Origin of the sequence: Limibacillus halophilus (assembly GCF_014191775.1) — a bacterium.
In the GTDB taxonomy this organism is placed as follows: Bacteria; Pseudomonadota; Alphaproteobacteria; order Kiloniellales; family CECT-8803; genus Limibacillus; species Limibacillus halophilus.
The window spans coordinates 250,627-271,683 of the sequence record NZ_JACHXA010000005.1; the positions used below are offsets into that span (position 1 = coordinate 250,627).

At 55.2% G+C, this 21,057-nt stretch carries 20 protein-coding genes; 17 read left to right on the plus strand and 3 right to left on the minus strand.

All coding sequences use genetic code 11. From position 1 onward, the window contains the following. The first annotated feature begins 7 nt into the window (after positions 1 to 7). The 6 genes from FHR98_RS10950 (at position 8) to FHR98_RS10975 (ending at position 6,742) form a co-directional block, all read left to right on the plus strand. Positions 8 to 1,396, plus strand: coding sequence for a pyruvate dehydrogenase complex E1 component subunit beta (locus tag FHR98_RS10950; RefSeq protein ID WP_183416723.1), 1,389 nt, complete (start codon positions 8 to 10; stop codon positions 1,394 to 1,396). Positions 1,397 to 1,459: 63 nt separating this feature from the next. Beyond that, complete coding sequence (locus FHR98_RS10955; protein ID WP_183416724.1) at positions 1,460 to 2,794, plus strand: pyruvate dehydrogenase complex dihydrolipoamide acetyltransferase; 1,335 nt, start codon at positions 1,460 to 1,462, stop codon at positions 2,792 to 2,794. Between the two features lie 19 nt (positions 2,795 to 2,813). Next, the gene (lpdA, locus tag FHR98_RS10960) at positions 2,814 to 4,214 is read left to right on the plus strand and encodes a dihydrolipoyl dehydrogenase (protein WP_183416725.1); all 1,401 of its coding nucleotides are present in this window, start codon (positions 2,814 to 2,816) and stop codon (positions 4,212 to 4,214) included. A 28-nt stretch (positions 4,215 to 4,242) separates the two neighbouring features. Continuing rightward, the gene (gene lipA / locus FHR98_RS10965; protein ID WP_183416726.1) at positions 4,243 to 5,202 is read left to right on the plus strand and encodes a lipoyl synthase; all 960 of its coding nucleotides are present in this window, start codon (positions 4,243 to 4,245) and stop codon (positions 5,200 to 5,202) included. After that, the gene (locus tag FHR98_RS10970; protein WP_183416727.1) at positions 5,199 to 6,248 is read left to right on the plus strand and encodes a TauD/TfdA family dioxygenase; all 1,050 of its coding nucleotides are present in this window, start codon (positions 5,199 to 5,201) and stop codon (positions 6,246 to 6,248) included. Before lipA ends, FHR98_RS10970 begins: the two co-directional genes overlap by 4 nt. 53 nt (positions 6,249 to 6,301) lie before the next feature. Then, positions 6,302 to 6,742, plus strand: coding sequence for a type II toxin-antitoxin system RatA family toxin (locus FHR98_RS10975; RefSeq protein ID WP_183416728.1), 441 nt, complete (start codon positions 6,302 to 6,304; stop codon positions 6,740 to 6,742). On the opposite strand, the gene FHR98_RS10980 is transcribed toward FHR98_RS10975, so the two are convergent. Genes FHR98_RS10980 through FHR98_RS10990 form a run of 3 tightly spaced genes read right to left on the minus strand, consistent with a single transcriptional unit; the run spans position 6,739 to position 8,899 of the window. Then, positions 6,739 to 7,227 carry a CinA family protein gene (locus FHR98_RS10980; RefSeq protein WP_183416729.1) on the minus strand — a complete coding sequence of 163 codons (489 nt, stop codon included), beginning with the start codon at positions 7,225 to 7,227 and terminating at the stop codon, positions 6,739 to 6,741. The genes FHR98_RS10975 and FHR98_RS10980 overlap by 4 nt on opposite strands. Further along, on the minus strand, positions 7,206 to 7,721 hold the full coding sequence (locus FHR98_RS10985; protein WP_183416730.1) for a phosphatidylglycerophosphatase A family protein: 516 nt from the start codon (positions 7,719 to 7,721) through the stop codon (positions 7,206 to 7,208). Before FHR98_RS10985 ends, FHR98_RS10980 begins: the two co-directional genes overlap by 22 nt. Beyond that, on the minus strand, positions 7,718 to 8,899 hold the full coding sequence (locus FHR98_RS10990) for a bifunctional 2-C-methyl-D-erythritol 4-phosphate cytidylyltransferase/2-C-methyl-D-erythritol 2,4-cyclodiphosphate synthase (protein ID WP_183416731.1): 1,182 nt from the start codon (positions 8,897 to 8,899) through the stop codon (positions 7,718 to 7,720). Before FHR98_RS10990 ends, FHR98_RS10985 begins: the two co-directional genes overlap by 4 nt. An 83-nt stretch (positions 8,900 to 8,982) precedes the next feature. Here FHR98_RS10990 and ccsA point away from each other — a divergent pair, with 83 nt between their 5' ends. The 11 genes from ccsA to FHR98_RS11045 form a co-directional block, all read left to right on the plus strand. Continuing rightward, the gene (gene ccsA, locus FHR98_RS10995; RefSeq protein ID WP_183416732.1) at positions 8,983 to 9,795 is read left to right on the plus strand and encodes a cytochrome c biogenesis protein CcsA; all 813 of its coding nucleotides are present in this window, start codon (positions 8,983 to 8,985) and stop codon (positions 9,793 to 9,795) included. Positions 9,796 to 9,823: 28 nt separating this feature from the next. Next, positions 9,824 to 11,029 carry a two-component system sensor histidine kinase NtrB gene (locus FHR98_RS11000; protein ID WP_246377716.1) on the plus strand — a complete coding sequence of 402 codons (1,206 nt, stop codon included), beginning with the start codon at positions 9,824 to 9,826 and terminating at the stop codon, positions 11,027 to 11,029. Continuing rightward, positions 11,026 to 12,537 carry a nitrogen regulation protein NR(I) gene (gene ntrC / locus FHR98_RS11005; RefSeq protein ID WP_183416733.1) on the plus strand — a complete coding sequence of 504 codons (1,512 nt, stop codon included), beginning with the start codon at positions 11,026 to 11,028 and terminating at the stop codon, positions 12,535 to 12,537. The genes FHR98_RS11000 and ntrC overlap by 4 nt, the downstream gene beginning before the upstream one ends. Positions 12,538 to 12,545: 8 nt before the next feature. After that, positions 12,546 to 14,837: a sensor histidine kinase NtrY-like gene (locus FHR98_RS11010; protein ID WP_183416734.1), complete on the plus strand. Its 2,292-nt coding sequence runs from the start codon at positions 12,546 to 12,548 to the stop codon at positions 14,835 to 14,837. 10 nt (positions 14,838 to 14,847) lie between these two features. Beyond that, a complete protein-coding gene (gene ntrX / locus FHR98_RS11015; RefSeq protein WP_183416735.1) occupies positions 14,848 to 16,239 on the plus strand; it encodes a nitrogen assimilation response regulator NtrX in 1,392 nt (463 codons plus the stop codon). 28 nt (positions 16,240 to 16,267) lie between these two features. Then, complete coding sequence (gene trkA / locus FHR98_RS11020; RefSeq protein WP_183416736.1) at positions 16,268 to 17,644, plus strand: Trk system potassium transporter TrkA; 1,377 nt, start codon at positions 16,268 to 16,270, stop codon at positions 17,642 to 17,644. A gap of 9 nt (positions 17,645 to 17,653) precedes the next feature. Then, positions 17,654 to 18,361, plus strand: coding sequence for an HAD family hydrolase (locus FHR98_RS11025; RefSeq protein ID WP_183416737.1), 708 nt, complete (start codon positions 17,654 to 17,656; stop codon positions 18,359 to 18,361). Between the two features lie 120 nt (positions 18,362 to 18,481). Next, positions 18,482 to 18,733 carry an RNA chaperone Hfq gene (gene hfq / locus FHR98_RS11030; RefSeq protein WP_183416738.1) on the plus strand — a complete coding sequence of 84 codons (252 nt, stop codon included), beginning with the start codon at positions 18,482 to 18,484 and terminating at the stop codon, positions 18,731 to 18,733. Positions 18,734 to 18,806: 73 nt separating this feature from the next. Then, positions 18,807 to 20,087: a GTPase HflX gene (gene hflX / locus FHR98_RS11035; protein WP_183416760.1), complete on the plus strand. Its 1,281-nt coding sequence runs from the start codon at positions 18,807 to 18,809 to the stop codon at positions 20,085 to 20,087. A gap of 151 nt (positions 20,088 to 20,238) precedes the next feature. Then, the gene (locus FHR98_RS11040) at positions 20,239 to 20,526 is read left to right on the plus strand and encodes a co-chaperone GroES (RefSeq protein ID WP_183416739.1); all 288 of its coding nucleotides are present in this window, start codon (positions 20,239 to 20,241) and stop codon (positions 20,524 to 20,526) included. 70 nt (positions 20,527 to 20,596) lie between these two features. Further along, the coding region (locus FHR98_RS11045) for a TCP-1/cpn60 chaperonin family protein (RefSeq protein ID WP_281369946.1) at positions 20,597 to 21,057 on the plus strand (461 nt) is incomplete at its 3' end.

Below are 21,057 nucleotides of genomic sequence, written 5' to 3' on the forward strand. Positions count from 1 at the left end.
CCGCAGGATGCCTATCGAGATTTTGATGCCGGCGCTATCGCCCACCATGACGGAAGGCAAGCTGGCAAAGTGGTTGGTTAAGGAGGGGGACGATATTTCCTCCGGCGACGTTATCGCCGAGATCGAAACCGACAAGGCCACCATGGAAGTGGAGGCGGTCGAGGAGGGGAAGCTCGGCAAGATATTGGTTGCAGAAGGAACAGAGGGTGTGGCCGTCAACGCCGCTATCGCTTTGCTGCTGGAGGAAGGTGAGGATGCCGGCGCTCTCGAAGGCGCAGGCGGCGGTGAAACCATAGCTGCGCCAAAGGCTGCGGCAGCGGAGGCCGAAGCGTCGACGCCAGCCGCGATGCCTGCGCCGGTGGTCTCCGCCCAGAGCAGTGATCCTGAACCCGAACCGGAATGGGACGGCGAAACCGAGACCTTGACCGTGCGCGAGGCTTTGCGCGACGCGATGGCCGAGGAAATGCGTGCCGATTCAAAAGTATTTGTAATGGGTGAAGAGGTCGCTGAGTACCAGGGCGCTTATAAGGTCACGCAAGGGTTGTTGGAGGAGTTTGGGGCCAAGCGTGTCATTGATACGCCTATAACCGAGATGGGGTTTGCCGGCCTGGGCACGGGCGCGGCCTATTACGGGTTGAGACCCATCGTCGAATTCATGACCTGGAACTTCGCCATGCAGGCGGTTGATCACATCATCAACTCGGCGGCAAAGCAGCTTTATATGTCAGGCGGTCAAGTGAACGTTCCCATTGTTTTCCGTGGTCCCAACGGTGCCGCAGCACGTGTTGCCGCTCAGCACTCGCAGGACTATGCGAGTTGGTATGCGCATATACCCGGCATCAAGGTGGTGGCGCCTTACAGTGCCGCCGATGCGAAAGGGTTGCTGAAGGCAGCTATTCGTGATCCGGATCCCGTTGTCTTCTTGGAAAATGAGATACTTTATGGGCAATCGTTCGAGGTTCCCAAGAGCAACGATTGGGTTGTGCCGATTGGTAAGGCCAAAGTCGTTCGCAAAGGCAGCGACGTAACGATCGTTGCCTACGCAATTTGTGTGGCCAAGGCATTGCAGGCCGCTGAGAAACTGGCGGAAGACGGGATTGAGGCAGAAGTCATCGACCTGCGCAGTCTGCGGCCTCTCGATGCGGCAACAATCATCCAGTCGGTCAAGAAGACCAATAGAATCGTTAGCGTCGAGGAGGGTTGGGGGCCCTGCGGCATTGGGTCGGAAATCGCCGCCATTTGCATGGAACAGGCGTTTGACTGGTTGGATGCTCCGGTCGCACGTGTTTGCGGTAAGGATGTGCCGCTTCCTTATGCGGCCAATCTCGAAAAACTGGCGTTACCTCAGGCTGAGGATGTTGTGGCAGCCGCTAAAGCCGTTTGTTATGCGGATTGATCTTAGGACTTTGATATGCCTGGGGCTTCTCAAGCGAAGTGGCCAGGGCGCGGAGGACCAACTATGACCGTGAAGGTTCTTATGCCGGCGTTATCACCCACGATGACAGAGGGCAAACTGGCGAAGTGGCTGGTTAAGGAAGGTGATGAAGTCGCCTCCGGCGATGTCATCGCCGAGATCGAGACCGACAAGGCAACCATGGAGGTTGAGGCCGTCGAGGAAGGCGTTGTCGGTAAGATTGTCGTGGCAGAAGGCACAGAGGGCGTTCCCGTTAACGACGTGATCGCAATCCTGCTTGAGGAGGGCGAAGATAAATCCGCCCTGGATGGTGCCGGGAGCGGAGAGAGTCCGGCACCGTCGAAGCCTGAGCCGTCCGAGACAACCCCCTCTAAATCGGATACGGCGCCCGCGGCGCAAGCAACGCAACCGCAGAGCGCGCCAAAAAGTGGCGCTGGCGAGGAACGCGTTCTGGCCAGCCCCCTCGCAAAACGTATGGCGGAACAGGCAGGATTGACACTGTCGACGATCAGCGGAAGCGGTCCCAACGGTCGGATCGTCAAAGCGGATGTCGAGGCGGCGGTCAAGGGTGGCACGACGGCGGCCTCACAGCCAGGAGCAACCCCTGCAACTGCAGCTACCACAGCCGTCACGGCGCCAGCGTCGGCGCCTACGGCTTCCGGTCCGGGGGCCAAGCAACTCGCCGACATGCTGGGAATGGAGTACAGGCAAGAGCCGCTGACTTCCATGCGCAAGGTGATTGCAAAACGCCTGACTGAATCGAAGCAAACCGTCCCGCATTTTTACCTGACAGTCGATTGCCAGGTGGATGAGTTATTGAAGGTCCGTAAGGATCTGAACTCTCGTTCTGACGCCTATAAGCTTTCGGTCAATGACTTCGTAATTCGGGCGGCGGCACTTGCGTTAAAGAAAGTCCCGGCGGCCAACGCTTCATACGATGAAAGCGGCATCCTCTATTACAAGCACGCGGATATATCGGTTGCGGTGGCAACGCCCGCCGGTTTGATAACGCCTATCATCAAGGCTGCAGAAGGTAAGGGCTTGGCCGAAATATCAAACGCAATGAAAGACTTGGCGATTAGAGCCCGCGATGGAAAACTGACCCCGGAGGAATACCAAGGCGGTACCTTTTCCATCTCGAATTTAGGCATGTTCGGCGTGAAGCACTTCGAAGCGGTTATCAATCCGCCGCAGGGTTGCATCCTGGCGGTTGGTGCCGGGGAGCAGCGCGCTGTGGTTAAAGACGGAGCCCTGGCCATCGGTACGGTCATGAGCTGCACTCTTTCCGTCGACCACCGTGTCGTGGACGGCGCGGTCGGCGCTGAGTATCTGGCAGCTTTCAAGGTGTTGATCGAAGACCCACTGTCGATGTTGCTCTGAGAACGGAGAAATTAGACGCATGGCTGAGAAAAGCTTCGACGTACTCATCATCGGTGCCGGTCCTGGTGGTTATGTGACCGCTATTCGCGGGGCGCAGCTAGGCCTGAAGGTTGGGATCGTAGAGAAGCAACACCTTGGTGGAATCTGTCTCAACTGGGGTTGCATCCCGACCAAAGCTTTGCTTCGGAGCGCGGAAATTTTTCACTATATGTCCCACGCCAAGGACTATGGCTTGTCGGCAGAGAAAGTCGGCTTCGATATGAAAGCCGTGGTGCAGCGCTCGCGGGGGGTGTCTAAGCGCTTGAATGGCGGCGTTGGACACCTCTTGAAGAAGAACAAGGTCGAGGTGATCGACGGTGAGGCGGTCCTGCAAGGTCAGGGCAAGATTTCCGTATCGAAAGACGGGAAGGCCGTGGGCGAGTACGCCGCCAAACATATCATTGTTGCAACCGGCGCCAGACCGCGCGCTTTGCCAGGTATCGAGCCTGACAAGAAGCAAATCCTCACCTATTTCGAGGCCATGGTTCCGGAGACCTTGCCCAAATCGCTACTGGTGATCGGATCTGGGGCAATCGGCATAGAGTTTGCTTCTTTTTATCGCACGATGGGATCCGAAGTGACCGTTGTAGAGGTGATGAACCAGGTGCTGCCGGTAGAGGACGCGGAAATTGCAGGCCTGGCGCGCAAGCAGTTTGAAAAGCAGGGCATCAAGATTCTGACCGGAACCAAAGTGGCTTCGGTCAAGAAAGCAAAGGATTCGGTCACCTGTCACCTTGAGGACGCCAAGGGTAAGACGCAGGAAATTACTGTTGAGAAAGTTATTTCCGCTGTCGGTGTCGTTGGCAACATCGAGAATCTGGGGCTGGAGGCTTTGGGAGTCAAAACTGACCGCGGATGTGTCGTAACCGATGGCTATGGGCGGACCAATGTCGCTGGTGTCTATGCTATCGGAGATGTGGCGGGCCCGCCGATGCTGGCGCACAAGGCAGAACATGAGGGTGTCGTTTGTATTGAGAAGATAGCCGGCCGAAATGTCCATGCCTTCGACAAGTCGAAGATACCCGGTTGTACCTATTGCCACCCACAGATCGCCAGTGTTGGCCTTACGGAGGCCAAGGCCAAAGAGAAGGGGCATAAAGTTAAAGTGGGCCGCTTCCCGTTCATAGCGAATGGTAAGGCAATTGCTCTGGGTGAGGACCAAGGACTGGTCAAGACCGTGTTTGATGAGAAAACGGGCGAGCTTCTAGGCGCACATATGGTGGGCGCAGAGGTGACTGAGTTGATCCAGGGCTATGTTGTGGCCATGAATCTGGAGACAACGGAACAAGAACTGATGCATACGGTTTTCCCGCATCCGACACTTTCGGAAATGATGCATGAGTCCGTGCTTGACGCCTATGGTCGGGCGATCCACTTCTAGGGCACAACCCAAGGAATAAAGGTTCGCAATGTCCGCTGAAATTGAAAAGCTCCGCGTTCGCCATCCGGAGAAGGCCCACAAACCCGATCAGCCGGTTCACCGCAAAAAGCCGGATTGGATTCGGGTAAAAGCGCCTGTCAGCAAGGAGTATCACGAAACCCGCAAGATCGTCCGCGAGAACAAACTGACGACGGTTTGTGAAGAGGCGGCTTGTCCCAATATTGGAGAATGCTGGGCCAAGCGGCACGCTACAATGATGATCATGGGCGGTATCTGTACCCGCGCCTGCAGTTTCTGCAACGTAGCCACAGGTAAACCAGGCGCGTTGGACCCCTTTGAACCCTTCAATGTTGCCAAGGCGGTGAAAGAGTTGGGTCTCCGGCATGTTGTTATCACCTCGGTTGACCGGGATGACCTGGATGATGGCGGAGCGCGTCACTTTGCCGATACGATTCTCGCGATTCGTGAGGCGTCTGCAAATACGACCATTGAAATTCTGACGCCGGACTTCTTGCGGAAGGATGGAGCGTTGGAGGTTGTGGTTTCCGCCAAGCCGGACGTCTTCAACCACAATCTGGAAACGGTACCTCGCTTGTATGGACCCGTCCGTCCGGGCGCACGTTACTTCCATTCCATTCGTTTACTAGACCAAGTCAAACAAATCGACCCGACGATTTTTACGAAATCGGGATTGATGGTCGGTCTTGGAGAGACCAAAGAAGAAATCTACCAAGTCATGGACGACCTAAGGTCGGCCGACGTCGATTTCTTGACTATTGGTCAGTATCTGCAACCGACTCCCAAGCACCATCACGTTGACCGGTTCGTGCCGCCCGATGAGTTCAAGGCTTTTGAACGGAAAGCCTACAACAAGGGCTTTTTGATGGTTTCAGCGTCACCTTTGACGCGCTCTTCGTACCACGCAGATGAGGATTTCGAGAAGATGCGTCGGACACGCGAAGAGCGCTTAGCTGCTGTCTCGGGATGACCGCGACCGTCGCAATGGCGGCGGAAGTTGGCCCAGGGGTCTGGTTCGGCCCCGAGATGGCCGGACGCGGTGATTGGATCGTCGAAGTTACCACCGAACAGATCATGGCATTTGAAAGTGCCATTGAGATTCTGCGGCATGCCGGGAAGGAGCTGCAGGAAACGGATTTTTCGGAGGTGCCAAAGTTTCCAGAGTTCCAACGCGCCGCCGAAGAGGTGCTGACCGGCAGAGGCTTCATCTTACTGCGTGGCTTGCCGGTCGAGCGTTGGGATCGCGAAACGACCGCGTGGGTCTATTGGATGCTTGGTCTCTATTTTGGGAATCCCGTGCCTCAGAATGGAGACGGGCATTTGCTTGGCCATGTGAAAAACCTTGGCAAAGACTATCGAGATCCCGCCGTACGGATTTATCAAACAAACTACCGCCAGCCTTTCCATACGGATTCCTGCGATATTGTCGGCCTGCTTTGTCTTCGTCCTGCCAAACAAGGTGGAGAGAGCAGGATCGTCAGTTCGAGTACTTTGCACAATGAGATGCTGGCGAGGCGCCCAGACTTACTGAATGTCCTCTATGAGCCCTTCGTCCTGGATCGGAAGAATGAAGTACCCGAGGGAAAGGGGCCCTATTACGAGATACCGGTTTTCCATAGATATGGCGACCGCATCACTGGGTTCTATGCAAGGGATTTCATCGAGGCGGCCCAGCAGCGCTTTCCTGAGATCCCGCGTTTGACGAACAGGCAGATTGAGGCTCTGGATTATCTGGATAGTCTTGCAAATGACCCAAGTCTTTATCTGGCGATGGATTTCCAACCGGGCGATGTTCAGCTATTACACAATCATCAGATTTTGCATGCGCGGGCGGCCTATGAGGATTGGTCCGAAGTGGAGCGCCGGCGACACCTTTTGCGGCTTTGGCTCTCGACGCCAAATGGGCGGCCTTTGCCACCCGTGTTTTGCGAGCGCTACGGCACGGTCACGCCCGGTGAAATTCGAGGCGGTATCAGGGTTCCTGGCGTAATTCCTCAGGTTATCCTTGACGTTTGATGGCTAACACCGTTAGTCACCCCCTTCACCCGCACCAACGAGACTAGCTGGACATGCCGACGCACGCTGAAAAACGAGTTCTGCCCCATAGTCCAGAGCAGCTCTATGAGTTGGTTGCCGACGTAGAACGTTATCCCGAATTCTTACCGTGGTGTATCGGGGCGCGCATCCGCAAACGAGAGGGAGCCTTGATAATCGCGGACCTGATCATCGGTTTTAAAATGTTCAGGGAGCGGTTCACAAGCAAGGTCACATTGAACCCGGAATCTCGACGAATTCATGTGTCGTATATAGACGGGCCCTTTCGCTATCTCAACAATCATTGGGTGTTTGAAGACCATCCCGACGGGTGCTTGATCGATTTCTATGTGGACTTTGAATTTCGTTCCCGCCTGTTGCAGCGAGTGATTCAGCCGCTTTTTGATGAAGCCGTTCGCCGAATGGTGCGCGCTTTTGAAACGCGGGCGACAGCGCTCTACGGGAAAAACGTTTAGTTTAGTTCCTGCAACAGCAGATTCAGCGCGGTGGCTACCGAGGCTGTCCGCACCGCCGTGCGGTTCCCGGGAAATACATTGCGGGTAACAACTGGGTCACGACCGCGGCGCTGCGCAGCAACAAAGACGAGGCCCACGGGTTTATCCGGGGTCGCGCCACCAGGTCCGGCGATGCCCGTTACAGACACGGCGAAATCGACAGGACACTTTGCCAATACACCTCTGCACATTGCAGCGGCGACCTCGGAACTCACCGCACCCTTAGTGGCGATCAAATCCGCCGCAACGTCCAATAGTTCGGACTTGGCTTCGTTTGAATAGGTGATGAAACCGCGATCCACCACAGCGGAGGAGCCCGCGATTGAGGTCAGGGCGGCGCCGATCAAGCCACCTGTGCAGCTTTCCGCCGTGGCCAGGGTAGCCGAACGTGCTGTGCAGCGCACGATAACTTCTTCAGCCAAAGCTAGAATGTCACTGTCCAACACTTTGCAATTCCAAATAAATCTAAAAGAAGAACGGTGCCAATAGCCGAATAGAAACCGGCAACCATATCGTCACTCATTATCCCTAATCCGCCAGGTAGCGAGCGCTCTAGCCAGTTGGCCGGCCAAGTTTTCAAAATATCGAAGGTTCGGAACAGTGCAAAGCCAACTAGGAACCCCACCGGTTCAAGGCACACGGGTGTCAGCGCCAGCCATTGTCCAGCCACTTCATCGATGACAACGGCGCCGGGGTCTTTCTTGCCAATTGATTCCGCATAGCGGTTGGATGCCCATATCCCGATCAGAAAGACGAGGGTCGAGGCGACAAGCAAAAGCGCGCTTCCGCCGATCCAAAGAATGACGGCAGCGAAGGGGAGGGCGGCAAGCGATCCCCAGGTCCCAGGCGCACCCGGCAAAAGCCCACTGCCGAACCACGTAGCGAGCAAGCGAGCGGGGTCGTACCAACCCATTTTCCTGTGGCCATGAGCGGACCTCATAGACTTTCCCTCACGGGACCATGGAGCGTAGCCAGCGCTTGGGCCGCGATTCCTTCACCACGCCCAGTAAAACCTAGCTGCTCGGTGGTGGTTGCTTTGACGCTGATTCGCTGCGGCAGAACGCCAAATAGCCCCGCTAGTCTATCTCGCATTGCCTCCCGGTAAGGGCCAACCTTCGGGCGCTCACAGATTAAGGTGACATCAAGGTGCAAGAGTCTAGCATGGCGCGTGGTCATCAGCCTAACGGCCTCCTTTACGAATAAAGAAGAGTCCGCGCCGCGCCAACGCGCCTCGCTTGGCGGGAAATGGCTGCCTATATCGCCTTCCGCGAGGGCCCCTAGGACCGCGTCCACGACAGCATGCAATCCGACGTCTGCATCGGAATGGCCGATCAAGGAAAGATCGCAAGGGATGTTTACACCGCAAAGCATAATGCCGGACCCTGGCGCGAGGCGGTGAACATCGAACCCCTGACCGCTCCGTGTCTCGAAAGCTGCACGCAACAACTTCTCTGCGCGAATAAAATCTCTGCTCTCGGTGAGCTTCATGTTGTCTTCGTCCCCAGCGACCATGGCTACGGTGATTCCGTGGGCTTCCGCGACGGCGGCATCATCGGTCAAGGTTTGACCGCGGCAGCTTTGGTGCGCATCTAAAATCTCCTGGAACTGGAATGCTTGTGGTGTTTGTGCGCGGTAGAGGCCCTCTCTATGAACTGTTTCTCGACAAAGCGCACCATCACCACGCTTGAGAGTGTCGATAACCGGAATGGTTGGAATGGCACCGTTGAAGCTGTCCAGCGATTGCAGCAAGCAATCAATAAGGCCAGGATTTATAAAGGGGCGTGCACCATCATGTATGATGACTCGGCGGGGCTCCAGCGCGACCAAACTTTCCAACCCGAGGCGGACGGATTCCTGGCGTTCCGCTCCGCCGACTATCGGGTCTAACAAGGCGATATTCGGCACTGAGGCGTTGTAAATACTGGAATCGTCTGGACCAATCACCACGCGTACCGCGTCAATGGCCTGATGGTTCACAAGAGTTTCCAAACAATAGAGCAGCGATGGTCGGCCCCCGAGTGGCTGATATTGCTTGGGCACATCGCCGCCTGCTCTGGTTCCCCGGCCTGCCGCTACGACCAGTGCGATAGTCCCGCCTTTTGGTACATTTTGTCCCATCAATTCCCTATCTTGGATTACCAATGTGTGGTGCAGACTAAAGTTCTCTGTCACCAGCGCCAAGAGAGCATTATATAGTCCTCATGCCACAGCCGATTTTGTTCAGTCTCGTTGCCCTGATATCCCTTCTTCCTGCTTTGCTTGTGGCTGGAAGTCCTGGGCGCCGTGAGTTTGAGGGCCGACAGCGCTTGCTGGTGCTTGTAGCGGCTGTGGGGAGCCTTCTCGGCTTTCTTGGACCCTTGCTGGCAACGGCTGGGTGGCCTGCCGGGTTTAGCGTTGCACTTTGGTTGTCATTGTCGGTCACGCTCACGGTATTGCTGTTGCTTAGTTTCCGATGGAGTGGGCTTTTGGACCTGTCGCCGTTGCTAATGCCTTATCTCTTTTTATTGGGCTTGCTGGCAACCGTGTGGAGCGGCACGGCGCAGGCGCACCGACTACAAGGCGCTTTTGACGGCCTATTTCTGCTGCATGTTCTACTTTCGTTGTTGACCTACGCGGCGACCACGCTCGCCGCTGTAGCAGGTGTCGCCGTTTTGCTGCAACAGGCGGCACTCAAGTCCAAGCGACCAACGCGGCTAACCAGGCGGCTTCCGGCACTGGCTGAAGGCGAGGCCTTTCAGGTCGGATTTCTCAAGATCGCCGAAACGGTTTTGGGAGTTGGTATCGTGACTGGCATTGCCATTCGCTTGATGCACAATCAGCCTCTGATCGAACTAGACCATAAGACCCTGCTATCGCTGGCGGCTTTTGCGTTGATTGGGCTTTTACTCCTTGTTCAAACCAGAAGCGGTTTACGCGGTCAAAGGGCGGCGCGATTGGCCCTTGGTGCATATCTGCTGCTGACCCTCAGTTATCCTGGCGTGAAGTTCGTAACGGACGTTTTGCTGGCATCCTAAAAAGCAAAAGCTTTGTCTTGACGGGCGCTTGCGGTACAACAGCACAAAATTTGGGCACAGCTGCCCAACTGCTGAAATTAGGTGCTCTGTAAATCGTTTTCGGAGAAGTAACTTTATGGCGGCCGCTATTGCCTCAGATGCCATGGATTCAGTGCCGTTGGATATTGCCGCTGTTTTGAACGCTCTGCCGGAACCGGTGTTCGTGTTGGATGCGCAGGATCGGTTTTTGTATGTAAATCTAGCTTGCGAGCAGTTCTTCAGATCCAGCAGCGCCACGCTAATAGATCGTCCGTTAGGCGATTTTCTACAGGAAGACTCCACAGTTTTCTCGCTGATCATGCAGGCGCGCTCGTCGCATTCTTCGGTCTCGGAGTATGGACTGACAATTGAGACGCAAAGAATAGGATCGCATTTTGTTTCTATCGACGCGTCTGCAATTGCAGAAACGCCGGGTCAGGTGGTTGTTTCGATTCAAGAGCGCTCCATTGCCCGCAAGATCGACCATCAACTAAGCCATCGCAACGCAGCGCGTTCGGTCAGCGCGATGGGTGCAATGCTGGCTCACGAGATCAAGAATCCGCTTTCCGGCATTAAGGGAGCGGCTCAACTGCTCGAGGGCGTAGTCGAGAATCCTGGAGACCGGGAACTGACAAATCTTATCTGCGAGGAAGCTGACCGCATTGTTTCGTTGGTTGGTCATATGGAAAGCTTTTCAGATGACAGACCGATCGAGCGTGGTTCAGTCAACATCCATGAGGTGCTGGAACATGTTCGACGCATCGCACAGAGTGGTTTTGGCCGTAATGTCAGGTTCTTCGAGATCTATGATCCGTCCTTGCCGCCAGTGCTCGGGAACCGTGACCTTTTGATTCAAGCGCTCTTGAACCTCGTCAAAAACGCGGCGGAGGCGGTGCCGGATCAAGGGGGGGAGATACATATTGGAACCAGATTCTTGCAGGGTGTTCGATTGGCGGTACGTGGTGGCGGAGACCGTGTAGACCTGCCGTTGATGGTGAGTGTTAGGGACAACGGAGGCGGGATACCGGAAGATATTCAACTGCGCTTGTTTGATCCTTTTGTTACGACGAAAACAAGCGGTAAGGGCCTAGGTCTGGCCTTAGTGGCGAAAGTTGTCGATTCCCATGGTGGGGTCATTGAGTTCGACAGCGAACCGGGGCGCACGGAGTTCAGAATTATGCTTCCTCTTGCCCTCATGCGGAACAAACGGTCATGACCGGCGCCACCATCCTTCTCGCCGACGATGATAAGGCGATTCGCACCGTGCTTTCGCAAGCGCTGAGCCGACAGGGCTATGATGTGCGCGCCACTGGCAGCGGACTTGCGCTCTGGCAATGGGTGAGTGGTGGCGACGGAGATTTGGTTATCACCGATGTCGTGATGCCGGATGAGAATGGGTTGGATTTGGTACCCCGAATCCGTAAAGCGCGCCCGGATTTGCGGGTTATCGTAATGAGCGCACAAAACACATTACTGACAGCGGTTAAAGCCACCGAGCGGGGCGCGTTCGAGTATCTGCCCAAACCCTTCGATCTTCAGACACTTGTCGAAACGGTGCGGCGGGCGTTAGCAAGTCCCGGTGATGATGCATCTCTCGCAAAGCTTGGCGACGGCGACGAGGAACGCTTGCCATTGATCGGCCGTTCGCCGGCGATGCAAGAGATCTACCGTGTGTTGGCGCGGCTTATGGGCACCGATCTCACCGTCATGATTTTTGGTGAGTCTGGCACAGGCAAGGAACTGGTCGCCCGGGCGCTGCATGATTATGGAAAACGCAAGGAAGGCCCGTTCATTGCCCTTAACATGGCCGCGATTCCGAGGGAATTGATAGAAAGCGAGCTTTTTGGGCACGAGAAGGGCGCTTTTACGGGCGCGACTCAAAGATCAGCAGGCCGTTTTGAACAAGCAAAAGCGGGGACACTGTTTCTTGATGAGATTGGCGATATGCCACTGGATGCGCAGACGCGTTTGCTGCGGGTCTTGCAGGAAGGCGAATACACCACGGTCGGCGGGCGCCAGCCGATCAAAGCAGATGTTCGTATTATCGCGGCAACACACCGTGATTTACGTCAGATGGTGCGTGCCGGTCAGTTTCGGGAGGACCTCTATTATCGCTTGAATGTCGTGCCAATCCGTATTCCGCCTCTGCGTGAACGAAGTGAGGATATTCCCGAACTGGTAAGACATTTCTTCAATCTGGCCCACAGGGAAGGATTGCCGCTCAAATCACCTGATCCTGCCGGAATGGCTTACCTCAAGAATTATCCCTGGCCGGGCAATGTGCGTGAGCTGGAGAATCTGACGCGCCGATTGGCGGCACTCTATACTCAAGAGATCATAGACCTCGATATTATTGCTCAGGAATTAACCGAGCAGGCCGAGCAAAAAGATCCGGCGAGTATGTCGGAACTCCGCGAGGAATCTCTTTCCGATGCGACGGAACGGCACCTTAGGCAGTACTTCGAGGCGCATGAAGGTTCTTTGCCGGCTTCCGGCCTTTACGAGCGCGTTTTGCAAGAAGTTGAAAGACCGCTGATTGAGCTTTCGCTTGCTGCGACTAAAGGCAATCAGATTCGCGCGGCGCAATTGTTGGGGCTAAACCGCAATACCTTGCGGAAAAAAATACGCGATTTGGACATTCAAGTTGTCCGTAGTTTAAAGTACCCCTCCGGGGGCATTCGAACGCGGCCGGCGAGCCGTTTAACACCACGTCGGCGCAAATAGAGAAAAGCATGCCAGAAAGCATCGAGGCCAAGGCAGCTGTCGTCGAAAGCAATAGAAAATTGCCCGATGAATTCCTCGGCTCACCAAAAGAGACTTTGATTTGGCGTTGGAGCCGTTGGGCTCGGCGAATAGGACTCGAGCGGAAGCTTGTTTTCCTTTTGGTTTTTGCATCGGTGGTAAGTGGCGTCTCCACTTTTCTGATTACGACCGGCAACGCTTTGGTGGAGGTCGATGACCGGACGTTAACGGCGCTTTTGATCCTGGATATGGTGTTCCTGCTAAGCCTATTGGTCCTTGTGGGCCGACGCTTGGTCTATATCTGGTTAGAGCGGCGGAAGGGGCTCGCAGGCGCAAGAATACATGCGCGGATGGTGGGACTGTTTGGCCTTGTTGCGGCGTTACCGGCCGTGGTGGTCGCGGCATTCTCGGCAATCGTGTTCGAGTATGGGCTTCGCGCTTGGTTTAGCGATCAAGTCTCTACAGCGATCCGGAACTCGCTCGAGGTTGCCGAAGCCTACATGGACGAGCACAGTCAAACTATTGCTGGCGATGCGGTCGCGATGGCACAGGACATGGGACGAGCCGGAACTGCGCTGCTTTACAGCCCGCAACGCCTTCAATCATTCGTGAAGCAGCAGGCTGCGATCCGTGCGTTAAGTGATGCAACGGTTATCGATAGTGGCGGGAACATATTCGCCCGTTCTGACCTTGTCTTGGGTTTGTCGATCCCACCAACCGTGCCACAGCGGTACTTGGATCGCGCACGCGCTAGCGAAGTCGTGGTCTATTCGAGCGAGTCGGAAGGACGTGTACGGGCCATCGTTAAGCTCGAGAGCTTCGCCGATGCTTTCTTGGTTATCGGCCGATTGATCGACCCCCGGGTCATCGGCCACATGGATAGAACGAGAGGCGCCTACCAACTCTATACCGAACTGGAAGGACAACGGTCAGGCCTTCAAGTGACATTCGCGGTTGTCTTCTTGTTGGTCGCGACACTTCTTCTGCTCTGTTCGTTTTGGGTGGGCATGGCGTTTGCCAACCGATTGAGCGAGCCGATCAGAAACCTGATCGGTGCTGCGGAGAAAGTGAGTGCTGGCGATCTCCAAGCCCGGGTGGTTGAAGGCGAAGACACAGACGAACTTGCGCATCTGTCGCGCGCTTTCAACCGCATGACGAGCCAACTGGGAAGCCAGCAGAACGCTTTGTTGCAAGCCAACGCTGAACTTGAACACCGGAAAGGATTCATAGAAGCGGTTCTTGCGGGCGTCACGGCGGGGATTATCGGCTTGGATGAAATGGGCCGTATCACGCTGGCAAACCGCTTTGCTACGGATTTTCTGGGGCAAAGCGCCGATGAACTTGAGGGCAGGCCGCTAAGTGATGTTTTGCCCGAAGCTGCAGAGCTGATTCAACTGTCGCGAAAGCGGCTACGGCGGCCGGCGGAAAGCCAGATACAGGTTATCGATACCGATGGTCATGCACGGAGCCTCTTGATCCGCGTGACGGCAGAGTTTCAAAAAGAAGGATTTCTGCTGGGCTTTGTAATCACATTTGACGATATCACGGAGTTGGTTTCCGCACAGCGAAAGGCAGCTTGGGCGGATGTCGCGCGCCGCATTGCGCACGAGATCAAAAACCCTCTTACACCGATTCAATTATCTGCAGAGCGCTTGAAGCGGCGATATCTCAAGGAAATAAAAAGCGACCCACACACTTTTGAGGTGTGCATAGACACTATCCGGCGTCATGTGTCTGACATCGGCGAAATGGTAAATGAGTTCACGTCGTTTGCCCGCATGCCGCAACCGGTGTTTAAGAATGAGGACCTGGTTTCCGTGCTTAAAGAGGCTTTGGTTCTGCAGGAACAAAGCAACACTGGTATAATCTACGAAAAGGATTTTCCTAAAGCACCGGTAGAACTTCACTGTGACCGCAAACAGATAGGACGTGCCTTTACAAACATTCTGCAAAATGGCGCAGAGGCAATTGAAGGCCGGGGGGAGGACGGACCTCAAGGGCGGATTCGCATCCAGGTCTCGCTGCAAGGCGACCAGATTGAGGTGCTGTTTAGCGACAACGGAAAGGGTTTGCCGCCGTTAGAAAAGCACAGACTTACAGAGCCTTACGTTACGACCCGGGAAAAAGGGACCGGCCTAGGACTGGCGATTGTCAAAAAAATAATGGAAGATCATCAAGGTCATTTGGGGCTGGAGGACATCCCGGAAGGGGGGGCAATGGTGCGGCTCGTCTTCACAAAAGAAGATCGCTCAGGTGTCACTTCTCAGGACGAAGGAAACTAAAAAAGTAACCATGGCCACAGAAATTCTGATCGTTGACGACGAATCCGACATCCGGATGCTTATTGCGGGAACCCTTGAGGACGAGGGGTATCAAACGCGGGATGCGGCAAACAGTGATGCCGCAATTGCTGCGATTCAAGCACGCCGGCCAAGCCTCGTCATCTTGGATATATGGCTCAACAATTCTCCCTTGGATGGTTTGGGAATCTTGAAATGGATACGTCAACACGACCCAGACCTGCCTATCATCATGATCAGCGGTCATGGCACTATCGAGACTGCGGTTAAGGCCATAAAGATGGGGGCTTACGATTTCATCGAGAAGCCTTTCGATAGCGATAGGCTTTTGCTGATCTTGACGCGCACATTGGAGGCATCGCGTCTTCGCAGGGAAAACCGCGAATTAAAGATGCGCGCCGGGCCAGAGGAAAAGTTGATCGGAAAGACGATAAGTATCAACAACCTTCGTCAGACGATCAAAAAGGTGGCACCGACGGGCAGCCGAGTCTTGATCACCGGCCAAGCCGGCACCGGAAAAGAAGTTGTCGCTCGTTGTTTGCACTTACAGTCTCGCCGGGCCGATGCGTCTTTCGTTGTTGTTAATTGTGCCTCGATGCATCCCGACCGACTGGAAGAAGAGCTGTTTGGAATTGAAGGTGACGGAGAGGCTGGCCGCACTGCCAAGGCTGGCACTTTAGAACGCGCCCACGGCGGCACCTTGTTGTTGGATGAAGTCGCGGATATGCCGCTGGAAACTCAAGGCAAGATCGTTCGCGTCTTGCAGGAACAAACTTTTCAGCGTCTCGGGGGCGATCGGCGGGTCGAAGTTGATGTCCGCGTCATAGCCTCGACAAATCGCGATCTGGCAAAGCGTATCGAGGAGGGAACATTTCGCGAAGATCTCTATTATCGTTTGAATGTCGTCCCGATGAAGGTTCCGCCCTTGCGTGAGAGGCGCGAGGATATTCCTATGTTGGCCCAACACTTCATGCAACGCTCCGCAGAGGCGGCAGGTGTTGCGAAAAGGGTCTTTAGTGAAGATGCGCTTGCAGCTCTCCAGTCATACGACTGGCCGGGGAATGTGCGTCAGTTACGTAACGCTGTGGAATGGATGCTGATCATGGGAGGAGATGGTGACGAGGCCGTGATCACGGCTGATATGTTGCCAGTGGAGATCGGTGCGATTACTCCCGTGATTCTGCGGAGTGAAGGGGCCTCGGAGTTGATGTCATTGCCGCTGCGCGACGCGCGTGAGATGTTCGAGCGGCAGTATCTCGAGGCGCAAGTAATTCGGTTCGGCGGTAACATTTCACGGACGGCGGCTTTTGTGGGGATGGAGCGGTCAGCACTCCACAGAAAACTACGAAGCCTTGGCATTTCATCTTCAGCCGATCGCCATTGAGATGTCGGTGCAACAAGGGCAATAGTCCATGAAGGTAATCATCTGCGGAGCCGGACAGGTTGGCTTCAATATTGCGCGTTACCTTGCAAGCGAGGGGGCCGATATCACGGTCGTCGATCGCGACCCGGACCTTGTCCAGAAGATTAGCGACAACCTGGATGTAAAGGGTCTTGTGGGATTCGCCTCCTATCCCGAGGTGCTTGAGCGCGCAGGCGCGCGCGATGCCGACCTCGTGATCGCGGTTACCTACGCCGACGAGGTCAATATGGTGGCCTGTCAGATTTGCCACTCGATCTTCGAAGTACCGACGAAGATTGCCCGCGTCAGGAACCAAAGTTATCTCGAGCCCATGTGGTCGGATTTGTTCAGTAGTGACCACATGCCGATCGACCATATCATCTCGCCGGAGCTGGAGGTCGCCCGCGGTATTGAAAGACGCCTCCAGATCACCGGCGCCTTCGACGCGATCGCGCTGGCGGATGGGAAGGTCACGCTGATCGGCGTCCGCTGTTCAAAAGAAACACCGATCCTAAATACCCCATTGCGACAGCTAACTGATTTGTTCCCGGATTTGCATATTGTGATCGTTGGCGTTCAAAGAGGGGGAAAAGGTTTTGTTCCGCGCCCCGAAGATGAACTGAGAGAGGGCGATGACGTTTATTTCATTGCCGATAGCGATCATCTGCAGCGCGCGATGGCCTCCTTTGGGCACGAGGAACGAGCAGCCAGGCGGGTAATCATCGTCGGCGGCGGAAACATTGGGCTCAATTTGGCGCAGAGCTTCGAGGAAAAACATCCGCACGTGAATCTGAAGCTCATAGAGGTTGATAAGGGTCGCGCAGAGTTCGTGGCTCGAACCCTGGAAAGCACGGTTGTTATTCACGGCGACGCCTTGGACTCGGATATCCTTGAGGAAGCAAATGTAAAGGCAACGGAGACCTTGATCGCGGTATCGAACGATGACGAGGTCAATATTCTCTGCTCGCTTTTGGCAAAGCAGTTTGGTTGTCAGCGGGCCGTTACACTGGTCAACAAGACTTCTTATGGAGCCTTAGTCGGTTCACTAGGGATTGATGCTATCGTTAGCCCGCGGGCCATTACCGTGTCGACAATTCTTCAGCATGTCCGCCGCGGCCGCATCCGGTCAGTTCATAGCTTGGCGGACGGTTTTGGTGAAGTCATTGAGGCAGAGGCGCTTGAAACTTCCGGGTTAGTAGGCATTCCCCTGCGGGAAGCTCGACTTCCCGAAGGCGTTTTGATCGGTGCAATCGTGCGCCCGCCGGAAGTGATTATCCCCCGCGGTGATACGGTCATCAAAGCGCATGATCGCGTTGTCCTGTTTGCCAGTGCTGAAGCTGTAAAAAAGGTCGAGAAACTGTTCTCGGTCAGGCTTGAGTTTTTCTAGGATTTCACCGTGCAGCCCTTCTCTAGAAAAGTGGTGGAAATTCAGCCGCCGATAGCGTTGATTTTCGATTGGGACAATACACTGATCGATACCTGGGCGCTGCTTCATGCGGCTCTGGAACCCACGTTCCGGGAGTTTGGCCTCCAACCCTGGAGTTTTGAGGAAACACGGCAGCATGTGCGCCGTTCGGCGAGAGAAACCTTTCCCGAACTTTTCGGGGACCGTGCCGAGCAGGCAATCGCGACCTATATCCAGCATTACCGAGAGATAAGCATTGGCAAACTCAAGGGTTTGGAAGGTAGTCAGGCCTTTTTGGAGAAAGCAGCAAACGAGGGCTGCGGCCCTCTGTCGGTGGTCAGTAACAAGACTGGAACGACTTTGCGAGATGAAGCCGCACAGCTTGGTTGGACAGGCTTTTTCAGCGCCTTGATTGGTGCCGGAGACGCTGAGTGTGACAAACCATCACATGCGCCTGTATTCATGGCTCTTTCGGTAAGTGGCGTAGAAGCCGGAAGGTCGGTTTGGTTTGTCGGTGACACCGACGTCGATGTGGTTTGCGCCAAGAATGCCGGGTGTACGTCTGTATTGTTGCGCGAAACGCCGCCAATTGCGCGGGAGTTTGCCGAATGCCCGCCGGACCTCCATGTTAAGAATTTTTCAGAATTGCATACTTTGCTTGCTCAGCATGGCTTTTTTAAATCGCAACTTCCGTGTTAGAAAACACGAGGGATCGACGTTTCGCCGGGCTTTCAGCGAGGACGGTGAAGCAGCGGCGATTCCAAACAAGAAGCGAGTGACCCCTATAACCACGAGCCAAAAATAAGGAGGGGCCAAAAAATGGCCGCTGAAAAATCCCAGAACGTCCAGGACGTTTTCCTCAATCATATCCGTAAGAACAAGGTGCCTGTCACCGTGTTCTTGGTGAACGGCGTGAAGTTGCAAGGCATTGTATCCTGGTTCGATAATTTCTCTGTGTTGTTGAAGCGCGACGCCCACGCACAGCTTGTCTACAAGCATGCAATTTCGACGGTAATGCCGGCGGCGCCGATACAGCTCTTCGACGGTGGCAAGGAAGACGAGGAGGCTTAATCTGGCGCAAGGACATGATGGATCGGAGCGTGGTCAGGGCTGGCGAGGCGCCGGCAGTGGCCGCGCTCTCGTCATTTTCCCACAATACCGCCGCGCCGCGCAGCAGCAAGCTGGCAAGGTAGCACGCGATCCGGAGCGCCGACTGGCGGAGGCCGTCGGTTTGGTTCAGGCAATTTTTCTGAAAGTGGCGTACCAGGAAGCGGTTTCGCTTTCCAAAGTGGTGCCCGCAACCTTGCTGGGTGGTGGCTTGGTTGCGCGCCTTTGCGAGCTGATTGCAGATTTGGAGATTGAAGTTGCATTCGTGGATGCGCAGCTCACGCCCGTACAGCAACGTAATCTGGAGCGAGCCTGGAATTGTAAGGTTATAGATCGCACCGGTTTGATTCTCGAGATTTTTGGTGAGCGAGCCCAATCCAGGGAAGGTCAGCTTCAGGTTGAACTGGCTGCCTTGACCTACCAAAGATCGCGGTTAGTGCGTTCCTGGACGCATTTGGAGCGTCAGCGTGGCGGCCTGGGATTCATCGGCGGTCCTGGCGAAAGCCAGATTGAAATAGATCGACGATTGATCACCGAGCGGATTACAAAACTTAAAAGACAGCTTGAGCAAGTGCGCCGAACAAGGGGACTGCACCGCAAAGCGCGCAAAGCCGTGCCCAGCCCCGTGGTTGCGCTTGTTGGCTATACAAATGCCGGAAAGTCCACGTTGTTCAATCGTCTCACCGACAGCAAGGTTTTCGCGAAAGATTTGCTGTTTGCAACGCTTGACCCAACTCTGCGGCGCCTGAAGTTGCCCGGGGGACGGGAGGTGATCCTTTCCGACACCGTCGGGTTCATTTCCGACCTGCCAACAGATCTCGTCGCTGCCTTTCGAGCAACGCTCGAAGAGGTGGTCGAAGCGGATTTGATTGTCCATGTGCGCGATATTGCGGATCCGGACAGTGAACTGCAGCGATCCGAAGTCCTGGATGTCCTGCGTGATCTAGGGCTCGAAGAAAGGCTCGACGGCAGCGTGATTGAAGTGCTGAACAAAATTGATCTTCTTCCAGCCGAGCAGGCTAACATTGTCTTAAACCAAGCGGACAGGGATGGAAGGGCGATCGCCTGTTCAGCGCTGACCGGGCAGGGTGCCGAGTTGCTTTTGCAGGCGATAGAGGATCATCTTGCCTTGGGTCGCGATACAATCCAACGAGACGTTCCCCTGAATGATGGCAAAGCCTTGGCATGGCTTTATAGCCACGGCGAAATTATAGCGCGTGAAGATGATGATGCCGCGGCCCATTTGGAGGTTAGGTTGGCCGCTGCGGATATTGCGCGGTTTGATCGAAAATTCCCTCGCAAACGTTCAGACGCCTGAGTCCGGCAATCGAAGCAGGGCTAAAGCGTTGACAGTCTATCTGGGGTTCGTTAAACACCCTTAGCACTCTGCTGGCATGAGTGCTAATCGATCGATAAAGTCGGTCGTTTCACCCTATTCTGTTAACCGCGAAGCGATGGAGAGAAGAGCCATGAAATTCAGGCCGCTTCATGATCGCGTGGTCGTAGCACCGCTCGAGTCTGAAGAGAAAACCGCGGGTGGGATCATCATTCCCGATACCGCCAAGGAAAAGCCGATGCAGGGTAAAGTCCTCGCAGTGGGTCCGGGATCACGCGACGATAGTGGCAAACTCTGCCCACTCGACGTGAAATCCGGCGATGTCGTGCTTTATGGCAAGTGGTCGGGCACCGAGGTCAAGGTCGATGGTAAGGACGTCTTGATCATGCGTGAGTCCGATATCATGGGCATTGTGGCCTAGATTATTGCTTTAAAAACGACGATCAACTATCTGTAATTAATGCCAAATAACGCAAGGGAGTTTGCGATCTATGGCTAAAGAAGTAAAATTCGGTCAGGACGCGCGCGAGCGGATGCTGCGCGGCGTCGATACCCTGGCAGACGCTGTTAAAGTTACCTTGGGTCCCAAGGGCCGCAATGTCGTGCTGGACAAGTCCTTCGGTGCGCCGCGGACCACCAAGGACGGCGTTTCGGTTGCCAAGGAAATCGAACTCTCCGACAAGTTCGAGAACATGGGCGCGCAGATGGTGCGCGAAGTCGCCAGCAAGACCAATGACGTTGCCGGCGACGGTACGACCACGGCGACGGTTCTGGCCCAGGCTATTGTTCGCGAAGGTGCCAAGGCGGTTGCTGCGGGCATGAACCCGATGGACCTGAAGCGCGGCGTCGACACGGCGGTTGCGGCGGTTGTTGCAGACCTGCAGAAGCGCTCGAAGAAGATCAAGAGCGCGGACGAGGTTTCGCAGGTTGGCACGATTTCGGCCAACGGCGA